16 protein-coding genes and 1 tRNA gene are annotated in these 13792 nt (G+C 42.1%); 12 read left to right on the forward strand and 5 right to left on the reverse strand.

Going from position 1 to position 13792, the window contains the following annotated elements; all coding sequences use genetic code 11:
* Positions 1-7: 7 nt before the first annotated feature.
* Positions 8-1429, forward strand: coding sequence for a C69 family dipeptidase (locus tag J7Q78_RS07205; protein WP_208422654.1), 1422 nt, complete (start codon positions 8-10; stop codon positions 1427-1429).
* A 78-nt stretch (positions 1430-1507) separates the two neighbouring features.
* A complete protein-coding gene (locus J7Q78_RS07210) occupies positions 1508-2359 on the forward strand; it encodes a YitT family protein (protein ID WP_154243186.1) in 852 nt (283 codons plus the stop codon).
* Positions 2360-2547: 188 nt separating this feature from the next.
* Here J7Q78_RS07210 and J7Q78_RS07215 read toward each other — a convergent pair whose 3' ends face one another.
* A complete protein-coding gene (locus tag J7Q78_RS07215) occupies positions 2548-2763 on the reverse strand; it encodes a DUF2187 family protein (RefSeq protein ID WP_154243185.1) in 216 nt (71 codons plus the stop codon).
* Between the two features lie 199 nt (positions 2764-2962).
* Here J7Q78_RS07215 and J7Q78_RS07220 point away from each other — a divergent pair, with 199 nt between their 5' ends.
* Both J7Q78_RS07220 and J7Q78_RS07225 read left to right on the forward strand, forming a co-directional pair.
* On the forward strand, positions 2963-3802 hold the full coding sequence (locus tag J7Q78_RS07220; protein WP_208422653.1) for an HAD family hydrolase: 840 nt from the start codon (positions 2963-2965) through the stop codon (positions 3800-3802).
* 63 nt (positions 3803-3865) lie between these two features.
* Positions 3866-3938 (forward strand) — tRNA-Thr (locus J7Q78_RS07225).
* A 91-nt stretch (positions 3939-4029) separates the two neighbouring features.
* Here J7Q78_RS07225 and J7Q78_RS07230 read toward each other — a convergent pair.
* The 4 genes from J7Q78_RS07230 to J7Q78_RS07245 form a co-directional block, all read right to left on the reverse strand.
* On the reverse strand, positions 4030-5010 hold the full coding sequence (locus tag J7Q78_RS07230; RefSeq protein WP_208422652.1) for a polyprenyl synthetase family protein: 981 nt from the start codon (positions 5008-5010) through the stop codon (positions 4030-4032).
* 18 nt (positions 5011-5028) lie between these two features.
* Positions 5029-5562: a Gx transporter family protein gene (locus tag J7Q78_RS07235; RefSeq protein WP_208422651.1), complete on the reverse strand. Its 534-nt coding sequence runs from the start codon at positions 5560-5562 to the stop codon at positions 5029-5031.
* A gap of 19 nt (positions 5563-5581) precedes the next feature.
* A complete protein-coding gene (locus J7Q78_RS07240) occupies positions 5582-6028 on the reverse strand; it encodes a NusG domain II-containing protein (protein ID WP_208422650.1) in 447 nt (148 codons plus the stop codon).
* 179 nt (positions 6029-6207) lie between these two features.
* Complete coding sequence (locus J7Q78_RS07245; protein ID WP_208422649.1) at positions 6208-8103, reverse strand: NAD(P)/FAD-dependent oxidoreductase; 1896 nt, start codon at positions 8101-8103, stop codon at positions 6208-6210.
* A gap of 260 nt (positions 8104-8363) precedes the next feature.
* Here J7Q78_RS07245 and pplA point away from each other — a divergent pair, with 260 nt between their 5' ends.
* The 8 genes from pplA (at position 8364) to rplA (ending at position 13788) form a co-directional block, all read left to right on the forward strand.
* Positions 8364-9287 carry an extracellular electron transfer flavoprotein PplA gene (gene pplA / locus J7Q78_RS07250; protein ID WP_208422648.1) on the forward strand — a complete coding sequence of 308 codons (924 nt, stop codon included), beginning with the start codon at positions 8364-8366 and terminating at the stop codon, positions 9285-9287.
* 116 nt (positions 9288-9403) lie between these two features.
* A complete protein-coding gene (locus tag J7Q78_RS07255; RefSeq protein ID WP_208422647.1) occupies positions 9404-10357 on the forward strand; it encodes a UbiA family prenyltransferase in 954 nt (317 codons plus the stop codon).
* Between the two features lie 75 nt (positions 10358-10432).
* Complete coding sequence (rpmG, locus tag J7Q78_RS07260; protein WP_154243177.1) at positions 10433-10582, forward strand: 50S ribosomal protein L33; 150 nt, start codon at positions 10433-10435, stop codon at positions 10580-10582.
* A 15-nt stretch (positions 10583-10597) separates the two neighbouring features.
* Positions 10598-10771: a preprotein translocase subunit SecE gene (gene secE, locus J7Q78_RS07265; RefSeq protein WP_004270855.1), complete on the forward strand. Its 174-nt coding sequence runs from the start codon at positions 10598-10600 to the stop codon at positions 10769-10771.
* Positions 10772-10869: 98 nt separating this feature from the next.
* On the forward strand, positions 10870-11418 hold the full coding sequence (gene nusG, locus J7Q78_RS07270) for a transcription termination/antitermination protein NusG (protein WP_208422646.1): 549 nt from the start codon (positions 10870-10872) through the stop codon (positions 11416-11418).
* A gap of 169 nt (positions 11419-11587) precedes the next feature.
* Entirely contained in the window at positions 11588-12451 is an 864-nt protein-coding gene (locus tag J7Q78_RS07275) for an alpha/beta fold hydrolase (protein ID WP_154243175.1), read from the forward strand.
* Between the two features lie 123 nt (positions 12452-12574).
* Positions 12575-13000, forward strand: a complete 426-nt coding sequence (gene rplK / locus J7Q78_RS07280) for a 50S ribosomal protein L11 (protein WP_057907348.1) — start codon at positions 12575-12577, stop codon at positions 12998-13000.
* A gap of 98 nt (positions 13001-13098) precedes the next feature.
* Entirely contained in the window at positions 13099-13788 is a 690-nt protein-coding gene (gene rplA / locus J7Q78_RS07285) for a 50S ribosomal protein L1 (RefSeq protein WP_154243174.1), read from the forward strand.
* Positions 13789-13792: the final 4 nt, after the last annotated feature.

The raw sequence follows: 13792 nt of genomic DNA on the forward strand, positions 1-13792 counted from the left end.
TTTTCAAATGACAGACAGAATTGAATTATCAGCATGTACTTCAATGATGGTAGGAAAAAATGCGTCAATTGATGGCTCTACGATGATTTCGCGAAATGAGGATCGCTTCTATGCAATCCATCCTAAACGGTTCTTCGTACAACCAGCAGTTCATGATCGACACGCGACATATGTTTCAAAATATAATGGCTTAACTGTGCCATTACCGGCGGACGGTTATCGTTACACATCGACCCCCAATGGCGATTTAAGTGATGGTTTAAATGAAGAAGACGGGATTAATGAAAAAAATGTCGCCCTCTCCGCAACTGAAAGTGTCTATGCTAACGAACGGGTATTAGCTTATGATCCATTGGTCAAGCAAGGTTTAGCTGAAGATTCAATGTGTACGTTGGTTCTTCCATATATCGATTCTGCACGTCAAGGGGTTCAATTGATGGGGGATTTGATTGCTAAATACGGTTCAGCTGAAGGGAATGGGGTTCAATATAGTGACCAAAATGAGGTTTGGTATCAAGAAATTGTTACTGGGCATCACTGGGTTGCTGTTCGAATTCCGGATGATTGCTACGCAGTTGCTGCTAACCAAATTGCAATCGAAGATGTTGACTTTAATGATCCCGAAAATTACATGTGGTCAGAAGGGATTCAAGAATTCGTCAGTGAAAATCATTTGAATCCAAGTGATACTGAATGGAACTTCCGCAAGATTTTTGGGACAGATACTGAATTGGATCGCCACTATAACACACCACGGGTTTGGTATGCCCAACGCTATTTAAATCCTGAAATCAAACAAGAACCAGAATCAAGTGACTTGCCATTCATTCGCAAGGCCAATCGTAAAATAAGTGTGGAAGACGTTCAATATGTGTTAAAATCACATTACAACGAAACTATTTATGATCCACTTGGTAATGGGACAGAAGAACAAAAGACGACTTATCGGGCAATTTCACTTTCACGGACACAAAACTCACATATCTGTCAGATTAGAAATAATGTGCCAGATGCTGTGCGCGGTGTTCAATGGCTAGGCTTTGGGGTACCAACATTCTGTCCGCACGTACCATTTTTTACGAATGCGACGGATACGGATGAAAGTTATCGCGAACTGCCAGCGAAGATGCAATTGAAGAACGCTTATTGGTTATACGAAGCATTGGCAATGATTGTTGAATCACACTATGGGGCCTTTAAAAAAGCTGATATTGACTATCAAAAAGCATTATCAGAATGGGCAAGAACTAAGATTGCTGCGGTAGATACTGCTGTGAAGACAGAAGTGGCTGCCACTGATTTTTTAACCCATCAAAATCATGAAATTGCTGCACACTACCATAAAGCAACAACCGATTTGTTAGCGCAATTGGTGACAGAAGGGACGCAACTTTCTAAGTTAACCTTCGTGATGGACAAGAACCTATAAGCCAAGGGCGCACTTTAATCATTTGTCACACTCTTCCAAGTGGAGAGTGTGGCTTTTTTAATCGATGGAGGTGCTACAATGATTGCTTTAAAAGGAAATTCGAAAAAAATTATTATCGCGATGATATACGGCTTTTTGGCAGCGATGAGTGTTAATCTGTTCTTGATTCCGGCGAAGACGTATTCGAGTGGGGTCACAGGGATTGCTCAATTGCTAACCTCGTTAGTCACGTATCTGGGCGGCTCATTAAGTGTTGCGATGTTGGTTTTTATTTTGAATGTGCCGTTATTGATTTTGGCATGGTTCAAAATCAACCATCAGTATGCGATTTTTAGTATCGTCGCTGTTTTTACAAGTGTCCTTTTCTTGAAGGTCATTCCAGTACCTGTCCATCCAATTGTAACGGAACGCTTTGCGGGCGCCTTGTTCGGTGGCGCGTTGATTGGTTTAGGGGTTGGCTTGTGTTTTAATGCCGGTTTTTCAACTGGTGGGACGGACGTCATTGTGTCGTTAGTCGGTCGATTAACTGGCAAACGCGTGGGCGTCGTGAATAACATCATCAACGGGATGATTATCCTTGCAGCCGGCATCTTTTTTGGTTGGGGTGCTGCTTTATACAGTATCGTCGAAATCTTCGTTTCAAGTTTGTTGATGGATTACATTTATATTCAGCAACAAAAGGTGACCGTAACAATCTTTACCAAGCGCCCTGAAGATTTGAAGAAGCGAATGCGCGACTTTATTCATGGGGCCACTGAACTAGATGGAACTGGGCTGTATACCAACCAAGAAACAACGGTGATCATGACGGTGGTTTCCAAATACGATTTAACGGCATTAAAACGGGTCGTTATGGATGCGGATCCGAATGCCTTTGTCAATATTCAATCGACAATGAACTTATGGGGCAAGTTCGAAAATGTAGAATAAAGTAGGCATCTTTTAAGCCTATCTAAAAAGGGGACAATCGACTGAATGACCGTCGATTGTCCCCTTAATGGTTGACTACGCTTTTTTAAATACACGTGGGTACTTTTGTGAATGATCCCCAAGATCCGCAATAGGGTGGTTAAAATCCGTTTGAGCGCATGAAAAAAGCACCCGCTAAGGATGCTTTTTCATTTTGCTTTAGCAGCTTTTAATTGCTTAAGATTAACAACAATTTTGTTGTTTAATTCCGAAACATTAGCCTTATCAGCTGCATCGAAATCCGTAATGTTAATTAAAGCGGAGTTTTCATATACTTTTTCAACAGTTCCTGTGAATGCCCCCTCGAGGTCTTCGTCCACTTTGCCAGTTACTAAATCACCGATATTGAGATTTTCTTTATCCATAGCCAAAAACTCCTTCAGACATTATTAAAATTACCAAATAAGGTGATAATAAACTATGTAATGGTAAATAGCAAGACTTACTGCTATAAAATAATCGTTTGATTGTGAATGAAACAAAATTGCCTATTTAACGTTTCATCTAAATACGCTAAAATGAAGAAGTGTTGCCGGTTACAAATCTAAATTGAGGGGAATCTATATGGCACCTTACTTAGTTTTTTCAGATATTGATGGGACGTTAGTACGCGACCATCAAATCGTGACACCTTTGACTAAACGTGTGATTCGCACGTTACAAAAACGTGATGTGCTTTTCTACATTGCCACGGGCCGGATGTACAATCTTGGTCGGGTAATCTCACGGCAAATTAACGATGATGTTCGGATTGTGGCTTCTAACGGTGCTGTTTTTGAAAACGGTCATCAGATGAACAAATCCTATTTAGGTAAAAAGGCGCTCAAAGCGGCCTATGAAGTGTGTTTAGCAGATCCTAATTTATCTGCGTATTTTTTTACCACTGATACAGCTTACTATACACAAGAAATTCCTAAGTTTGTCGCCCGTGATGCGGGCAATTTATTGTTGAATGCCGATATTGATCATCATCCGGTGACCGATTTAGAAATGTTATTGAATTTAAGTGATCAGATTACCAATGGCATTATCATTGGGCGGGGCCATCCCGAGCGGTTAGCGGTCGCTAAACGACGATTAATGAATCAAGCTGTGATGAGCGTATCTTCTTCTGGCCCAGATAACATCGAAATGATGCCAACTGGAGTTGACAAAGCTACTGCAATTCGCCAGATTCAAATGCTTCATGGAATTGATGCTGAACATACGATTGCCTTTGGCGATGGTCAAAATGACATGGGAATGTTACAATCGGCGAAGTACAGTGTTGCGATGGGGAATGCCTTGCCAGAAGTCAAGGCCACTGCAAATTATGTAACAGAAACCAATACGAACGACGGGGTCGCTAAATTCTTACAACAACATTTCGAATTAGCACTTTCTGATACAGAAGTTGGCCTCTAGGGGCTTGACCCGCTTTTTATTTTTCGATATACTTATATCACGGTTGGTAATCAATTGTGAAATGCTGTTTTAGCTCAGTAGGTAGAGCACCACCATGGTAAGGTGGGGGTCGTCGGTTCAAATCCGATAAACAGCTTAAAAAATAAGGGCTACTCGATTAGGGTCGGCTTTGCGGCATCATAGTAAAACGGGTATCATGGCAAGCACCGCCATGATACCCGTTTTTTTTAGGCTTTTCGAGTTAATAAACGTTTTGTTAATTGTTGTAATGTTGTTCTTGTCGGCATAGCTGGTAGTTTTGCAAGACCAGCGAGTGCGCGGTTTGTGTAATCTTGTGCGAGTGCTTGAGCTTTTTCAACGCTCCCGGATTGGCGGACGATGCTTTGAACAGCGTGGACGTCGGCATCGGTCATGGCGCTTTGTTTGTCGAGGTAAGGTGCTAATGTTTGGCGATTGGATTGTAAGGCCATGATTAAGGGAAGCGAATAGACACCGCGGCGCATATCATCGAGGACGGGTTTGCCAAAATTAATGTCAGTCTGGGTATAATCTAAGATATCGTCCAAAATTTGAAAGGCGAGACCGATATTTAAGCCAATTTTTTCGGCTTGGTGGGCAAACTTCAAGCCTTTTTGACTTTCGTAAGCACCAATGAAACAACTGAGCGCGAACAGTTGGCCAGTTTTGCCATTAATTTGTTGTAAATACTGTTTGGGGGTTAAATCGAGATTATAACGCGTTGTCATTTGACTGAGTTCACCATCGAGAATTTGATCCATCGTTTGGCTGTTAAATTGGATACTCTTCAAATCACTCGCATAATTGGCCAATAACTTGAAACAGACAACGAATAAGTAATCGCCAGCATAAACAGCGACATCTTTGCCAAAGCGGGCTTGAATTGATTCTTGATGGCGACGTAAATCGGAATCATCCACGATATCATCATGAATTAACGTCGCAGTGTGCAACGTTTCGATAGCAGCGGCTAAGGCAATCATCTTCTGCCGGTTGACTGGATTAAATTGTGAAAATAATAAGCAATAAGCAGGGCGGAGCAACTTGCCGCCAGCACTAATCATCTCTAAAATAGCGTCGGTGACGGCTTGGTTTTTGGTGTGAATGTTATCTTCAATTAGCGCAAGACTTTGCGCAAGTTCGGTTTCGATTTCTGGATAGTTCTGCCACATGGCATGTATTTTTGCCATCATTAACTCCTTGTTAAACTAAATTTCGTGTTGCGCTTTTAAAAAAGTCAGGGTTTTGACGTGTTCGAATAAAAAGTTTGCGGCGATACCGACCGCGATTCCGGCGAGAATGCCGAGAAATGCAAGGATGGGTAGATAGAGGAGCACCTGCCAACTCTGGGCAATAAAACTCGCGACTAAGAGCTGACCGACGTTAAAGAGCAAGCCACCAGTGGCTGAGATTCCGATCATACTGATAAAACGGCGACTAAGCTGTTTTAGCAAGACCATACCGCAAAAACTTAACGTTGCGCCCGCAAGGCTATACATAAAAGTTGAGAGGGTCCCCCCTAGCAAGGCGGATAAAACAGTCCGCATAATCATCAATAAAAAGCAGTCGTTGACCGGTAGGGTAAATAACGAAATAATAGTGATTAAATTGGCTAGTCCCAACTTAGCACCCGGGGCTACGGCAAATGGAAATGGAATCGCGCGTTCGACAAGGCCGATAATGATTCCTTGAGCGCACAAGAGTGCAATATAGATGTATTTACGCGTTTGATTGTTAGTCATCGCTTGTGCTCCTTTTAAATCAGGCAGAAACCATCCCGCCCGTGTCGGTCCCGTCCTTGGCTTTAATTTCAATCAGTAACTTGTGTGGTAAGCAAACAATCGTTTGGCCGGGCTTAGAAATTTTGCCACGCTTAACATCAATCTGATTGAAGCAATTAGCTTCAGTAACCGCGATGGCGTGATCGGTCACTTGAATTTTGTTGTAGTCACCATCGGCATCGCGATAAGTAAAGTGGCTAACGCCACGGTGGGTGGTTAGGTTGACTTGATAGACGGTTTTACCATCGTGTTTGACATAAGCCGTCAATACTTGTGTGTTTGAACCTGTCGCTTGCGTTGTTTGCCATTCATGCCAGCTAAAAATAGCAACTGGGGTAAACGATAGCATAAACAAACTAATTACGACTATTATATCACCGGGCCGAATCATTTTGATGTAACGGTTAGTGCGAATTTGTTTGAACATAGGCGTCAGTCTTTCTCTCTGAAATAGCAATAAAAAGGGTTATGACAAAAACATGTCTGTCATAACCCCCTCCTTTTGATAACGACCAATGGCTTGTTTTATTTAACGTGTCTTTCAAGCCGACTTTCGAGACTAATGCTTAAAAGTTGAACGAATTTCAACGTCCTTCTTTTGTGCATTCATTGATTTTTGTATAGTGCGCGTTGTTGACCGTAGCGCCAGCGACCGAGATGTTTTTGTAAATATGGGACCACCCATTTGTCTAGCCCGAAAGCACGACCTGAACCGTTCATGCAGGCAAGGGCCATTGGAATAATCCAAATGTTAACCCAATAGAACATCCCTGACAGGCAGAATGTGATAACCATTGCAATGGTTGCTGCGCTAGTTAACCAAGTGAAGAGTCCAGCAATTAAAGCCAAACCAATTAAAATTTCAATGATAGTCATTGTTTTTTGCATGAAGAAGGCCACTTCTTGGTTTGGAATCAAGACCTTTGTAATGCTGTAGAACCAGTGAGGCATCTTATCGAACACAGGCATTGGATCGTGGCCAAATAAGTAAGAAAGACCGAATGTGACTTTAGCAGTAGCCGGTTCAGCGGCGCCGCTTGAGGCAGCACCACTAGCGGCGCTTGTTGCATCGGCTGCTTTAGAAGCGCCACTGGTGACTGCTGGTTGGAGCCAGTCAAAAGGTAAGCGGAGCTTATTGGTGAACCAAGAACCCTCACCTTGTACCTTATCCCAACAATCAACGAGCCACATGGCCCCTAAGAAAAGACGTGCAGGGACTGTCCATAAAACATTCCCATATCGTGAAATATGACCGCGCATCAAGTTGCGATCGTTCTTTGTTCTGAAGAATTCATTCATTGAATAGTGGAATAAATCATAGCCAGAATAAATCTGAATAAAATAGAGCATGTTGACTAAATGTTTAACGAATGTTGCAAAGAAACCACTGAGATGGAAAAAATTCATCAAGTTAGCAACTGCATAGCGAGAACCGATTGAAACCATGAAGCCAGAGTAATTTCCTTTGTAAGGGACTTTTTCTCGCCCTGCTTCAGTGGCGATGATGTTCTTTAAAGCAGTTGCAGCAGATGCTTCGGCACCTTGGACAATTTGCGGTTGGCCACGACCGTCATCCGTTTCATCGAAGAAGGCCACATCGCCGACAACGTAAATCTTGTCGTCATCAACAGATTGCATGAATTTATTTGTCACAATTCGGCCAGCTTTCCCCGTTGTTAGGCCCAATTGTGCTGCTTGTGAAGAAGCCTTAACGCCCGCTGTCCAGATGAGAGTGGCAGTTGGGAAAGTTGAACCGTCATTTAAATCAATGTGCATTTCGTGAACACCAGTGACACCGGTATTCTTCCGCACGTTAATTTTTCGTTTAGCCATGTAGCGTTCTGCTTTAGCTGCATCATTGCGGTCGAGCATATTCATGATGGTCGGTGCCATTTCCATCATGGTAAATTGGATTTCTTCAGGGTCCAGCTTATTATCAGCTGCTAGTTCATCGCGCCAATCGCGTAATTCACCAATGGTTTCAGTTCCGGTGAAACCAGAACCAACGACCACAATATTCAAAAGTGCCCGCCGTTTTTCTGGGTCATGTTCAATTGCCCCGCGGCGCACAACATCGATAATGTGTTGTTTCAATGCAACAGCTTGTTCCCATGAGCCTAAAGTGAACCCATATTCAGCAACCCCAGGTGTGCCAAAGTCGTTAGGCTCACTGCCAATTCCCAGGATAACTTGGTCATAGGCATAGCGACCATGTTCGGTAATGACGGTTTTGTTAGCTCGATCGATACGCGTAACCGTATCGGTTACCAATTTGACGTTTTTACGGCGACAGAAGAGATGTTGCAAATCGTGTTGTACATGATCTTCTGGAACGCGGTTAGCAGCGACTTCGTGCAATTCCGTCAAATACGTGAAGTAGGAATGTTTATCGGTTAATGTAATTTGATAATCTGGATGCTTCTTGTAATATTTTGCAAGTTTTTTAGTCGCATAGATTCCGGCAAAACCGGCACCAATGATGACGATGTTTTTTTGAGCCATGATGAGCCACCCCTCAATAATGCGTTTTCAATCAGTATCCATTATACAGAATAAGTCAAAGATTGTCTATTTTTTCACGGATGAACTTGATGAATTTGAGCACTATCAAGGAAACCGTTTTAAATTTTGCAAAATCAATGTTGTTCGGCAAAAAAATAAGTGTTTTAAAAGCCTTGAACTTTTTACACAAAAAAGATAAACTGACTTTGTGTGAAAAGCAACACAATTATATGACTAATTATGCAAAGGGCGGGAAAATTATGAAATTAAGTAAAGCATTAGCTAGTTTATCGGTTGTAGCAATGTCAGCAATGGTTTTAGCAGCTTGTGGCAATCGTAATAGCGCTAAAGATTCATCTTCAAAAGAGGCAAAATCGAGTGCAGTGAAAGAATCATCAAGTAAAAAAGCAACCGCTAAGAAACAAGTTGCTGGTGGTGAATTAAAAGATGGTACTTACCACTTAGAAGAAAAAAATTACGAAAATAATTACCGCGTTAAGATGTCAATGACCGTTGCGGATGGCAAGGTCACGAAGACAACTTATGACTACGTGGATAAAGATGGCAAGTCAAAACAAGATGATAAAGCATATAACGAAAAAATGAAAAAGGTTTCAAAAACAAATCCCCAAGAATACATTCCTCAGTTGAACAAGGAATTTACAGCTAACGGAGCCGATGTTTCAAGCATAGAAGTCGTTTCAGGCGCAACCCATAGCTCAAATTCATTTAAGAACTATGCACAACAATTAGTTCAAGCTGCCCAAGCTGGTAACACTGAAACAATTGAAATCAATAATGGTGCTAAGCTGCAAGATGGTACCTACAAGTTAGAAGAAAAGAATTACAGTCACGACTATCGAACAGTCTTCACAATGGTGGTTAAAGACGGTAAAATCACTGATTCTAAATTCGATAACATCAACAAAGATGGCAAGTCAAAGGCTGACGATGCCGCATATAATAAACAAATGAAGAAGATTGCTAAGACTAATCCTAAGGAATACATTGCTAAGTTGAATTCTGAATTCGTTAAAGCGCAAGAACCTGGTAAAGTAGACGTTGTCTCTGGTGCAACAGAATCATCACACAGCTTCGTCAATTATGCCGAACAATTAGTCAACGCTGCTCAAAAAGGGAATACAGCAACGATTACAGTTGATAATATCGTTTACGCTGAGTAAACAGGACTTTTGGTAGTCAGTTGCCAATGAATTAATGGATCACTGTCTGCTAGAAGGTACGCTGAAGCTAGGGCAAGTCAATTGGCCTAGCTTTTTTTAATGGAAGGAAGGCCGAGATGTCTTTTAAAACATTTCTAGAATTTGTCCGGATTGAGGTCAAAACGGTAAGTGTCTTACCCCTCATCTTAGGAATTGTTTATTGTTGGTACGTTAAGGGGCAACTTAACTTAGTGACAACAGTTGTTTATTTTATTGCCCAGTTTTCGATTGCGTTGTTTGTCACCGGCTTTAATAATGTGATGGATTACTACAAAGCGGTTGATCTAAATTACCGGGCACAGACGAATATTATTGGACGCGAACACTTATCACCAACCAAAGCATTACGTTTAATGCTCTATTTTTTATCGTTCAGCATCGTGGCTGGGATTTGGTTGGTTTGGCAAACAAATATTTGCTTATTATTAATCGGTGGCGCTTGTATTTTTGTGGCGATTTTTTATACATTTGGTCCAGTACCGTTATCGCGGATGCCGGTTGGTGAATTGTTGAGTGGTGTGACCGAATCGTTTGGTGCGTTTTTCATCATGGTCTATGTCAATGTGCCGAGTGATAGCATTATGGCCCTGCATTTTGATTGGCCGACAGTCACCCTCACCGGCCAATTACCAACATTACTCAGTTTATGCTTGATCGGTGTGATTATTGCAATTCCCACTTCGAATATCATGTTGGCGGATAATATCTGTGATTTAGATCAAGACCGCCGCAACGAACGTTATACATTGCCGCATTATTTAGGAACGACATGGGCGTTACGGTTATATAATACGTTGATTTGGGTCTCGTTAGTGGCAGTTGTTGTGGCAGTGATGACGCACGTCTTACCACTTGAATCTTTATTATTGTTATTATTGGTTCCTGTCATTGAGCGCAATAATCGGCGGTTTAATGCGCAGCAACTGAAGGAGGTAACCTTTATTACCGCGATTCAAAATGCGATGGCCATCAATACTGCTTTGATTGCCAGCTTGTTATTAGCGACTGTTCGAACGACTTGGTGGGGATAAGCCAGCACATTGACAGTTTGGCAAACCCATGATAAAGTAAATGGGATAAACGTCAATTAGAGAGGGGCTTTTCATATGGGTGTTAAGAAAGTCGCCTTAGCCTGTACTGTCTGCGGTTCACGTAACTACTATGTTGCTGAGAACAAGAACCGGACAGAACGTCTAGAGTTAAACAAATTCTGTAAACATTGTGGGCAATATGCACAACACAAAGAAACGCGCTAATTAGGAGGAAATAAGATGATTAAGTTTTTTAAAAGTGTTGGTCAGGAAATGAAAACTGTTAGTTGGCCCGATGCCAAACAAACACGTAAAGATACATCGACAGTCGTCATGACCTCCGTTTTATTCGCCATTTTCTTCGGCGTTGTTGATTTTGCAATCTTAAAAGTACTACAATTATTTATCTTTTAGAACTGGCTTAATTAAGCTGGATTTGCTATACTAATGGCAAGCAAAAAACTTCGCGTGGTCGGAGTTTTTTTATTTTGGTATTTAAAAGGAGAACACACATGGTTGAATCAATCGAAAAAAGCTGGTATGTCTTACACACATATTCAGGTTACGAAAATAAAGTGAAGGCAAACTTAGAATCTCGTGCCCAATCAATGGGGATGGAGAATAATGTTTTCCGCGTTGTGGTTCCTGAAGAAGAAGAACACGAAATCAAAAACGGTAAGGACAAAGTCGATATGAAGAAGACTTTCCCGGGCTATGTTTTGGTTGAAATGGTGATGTCAGATGATGCTTGGTTCGTTGTTCGGAATACACCAGGTGTGACAGGCTTCGTTGGTTCACACGGTGCCGGTAGCAAACCAGCACCATTATTAGACGATGAAATCTCACAAATCTTGCGTCAGCTTGGCATGAGCACGCGTCATTTAGATGTCGAATTTAAAGTCGGCGAATCCGTTAAGATTGTCGAAGGCGCCTTTGCTGGGCTTGTTGGTCAAATTACCGAAGTTGACGATGAAAAAATGAAATTAAAAGTTAACATTGATATGTTTGGTCGTGAAACGGCAACTGAGTTAGACTACGACCAAGTAGATGAACTAGTCTAACAAACGGACGAGTTGCGCGATGTAGCACCCACAGAAAGTACGGCTTAACCATCAGATAACGGGGCTAGGATTTGTCCCAAGCCCAACAAGATAGACGGCTGAGACGAAGCATAATTTGTCTCAGCCGCTTTTTTATAATCAGTAGTATTTATTTCAAAAGAATGATGTGATGACGATGTGGTATATCATTGATCAAATATTAATTGCGGTGGCCTTAGTCGTACTGCTGCTAGCCTTATTGGTCGGGTTGGATTTTTACAAATTGATCCGGGTTTCGGCACATTGGCGGCCACGTACTCGTTTATATACGAAACAACCAACACTATTCATTCATGGCTATCGAGGGAATCGTTATTCGTTCGGCCATTTACTCTGGCGCTTACAAAAAGCCGGGATTGCTAAGAAGAGTATGGTCATTTGGGTTGGTAAGGACGGTCAATTGCATGTGAGCGGGGATGCCGTATTGCAGGCGAATAATCCAACAATTCAAGTCTTATTTGCCAATAATCACGCCGATGTGCAGGCTCAAGTTCGTTGGTTGGGGGCAATTATCGAGCATCTAAAAGAAGCGTATAACGTTACGCAAATCAATCTAGTGGGGCATTCGATGGGGGCGATTACGGTGTTGCGCTATTTATTGACGCCAGAGCATGCTGTGGTGGATAAAGTGATTTTATTGGCAGCGCCAGTTAATGATCCATCGATTGGTCCGGATACCCCGCTTGTTTTTTGGAGCGAGTTAACGAGTCGGGGACCGGTTAAACGGACGCGTAATTACAATTATTTAGCAGTCCGGGCTCAGCGGTTTCCAACCACGATCAGTGTTTTAAACATTGCCGGCGAGTTACTAGGCACTAACCGCCATGATGGTTCGGTAGCAGTCGATAGTAGTTTTGCATTACGAAGTCTATTAAAAGGACGTGTGCGCCGTTACCAAGAGATGTTAGTCCGTGGGCCGGGTGGCGCGCATAGTATGTTGCATGAGAATCGATTAGTTGATCAAGCCATCGATGATTTTTTGTGGCGTGATTAATGGAATCGCCTTGCTTTTTCAGCAATTGCTTGGTATATTATTGAAGTATGTTTTCATACACTAGTGGGAGACCAAATATAATGGCCATCTTAACCACATCACGGACTTAAGGAGGTATGTTTCGTGGCTAAAAAAGTAGCAAACATCGTTAAACTTCAAATTCCTGCAGGTAAAGCAACTCCAGCACCACCCGTAGGGCCAGCTTTAGGTCAAGCTGGTATTAACATTATGGGCTTTACAAAGGACTTTAACGCTCGTACAGCTGACCAAGCTGGTTTATTAATTCCAGTTGTGATCACTGTTTATGAAGATCGCTCATTCGACTTTGTAACAAAGACACCACCAGCAGCAGTTCTTTTAAAGAAAGCTGCCGGTGTTGAAAAAGGTTCTGGCGAACCAAACACTAAGAAAGTTGCAACTGTAACTAAAGCTCAAGTGCAAGAAATCGCTGAAACTAAAATGCAAGACCTAAACGCTGCAGACGTTGAAGCTGCTATGCGCATGGTTGAAGGTACTGCAAGAAGCATGGGATTCACTGTCGAAGGTTAATTCATGCTTGACACTTTCAGTCGGATTTTCAATGAAAGTTGAAAAATCAAGTGGGAGGTCAAAAACCGTTCACCACAATTGCAAGGAGGAAAACCCTAATGGCTAAAAAAGGTAAAAATTATTTAGAAGCTGCAAAACAAGTTGATGCGACTAAAGCATACACTGTTGAAGAAGCAATCGATTTAGTAAAGAAAGTTGATTTTGCAAAATTCGATGCATCGATTGAAGTTGCATATCGTTTAAACGTTGATCCTAAACAAGCAGATCAACAAATTCGTGGTGCTGTCGTACTACCAAATGGTACAGGTAAGACACAACGCGTAGTTGTTTTCGCTCAAGGCGAACAAGCAAAACAAGCTGAAGCCGCTGGTGCGGACGTTGTCGGTGCCGAAGATTTAGTTGAAAAGATTCAAGGTGGCTGGTTAGACTTTGATGTTGCCGTTGCGACCCCACCAATGATGGCGCAAGTAGGTCGTTTAGGCCGTGTCTTGGGACCTAAAGGCTTAATGCCTAACCCTAAGACTGGGACCGTGACAATGGACGTTACTAAAGCAGTTAACGACATTAAAGCTGGTCAAGTGGCATACCGTGTTGATAAAGCTGGTATCGTTCACGCACCAATCGGTAAGGTATCATTCGATGCTGCTAAATTAGTAGAAAACTTTAAAGCAATGCAAGATGTAATCATCAAAGCACGTCCTGCTTCAGCTAAAGGTCAATACATTACAAGTTTATCAGTTAGCTCAACATTTGGCCCTGGTGTCAAAGTTGACGTTGCTAGCTTCTAAGTTG

This window comes from Latilactobacillus fragifolii (assembly GCF_905332535.1).
GTDB classification, from domain to species: Bacteria; Bacillota; Bacilli; order Lactobacillales; family Lactobacillaceae; genus Latilactobacillus; species Latilactobacillus fragifolii.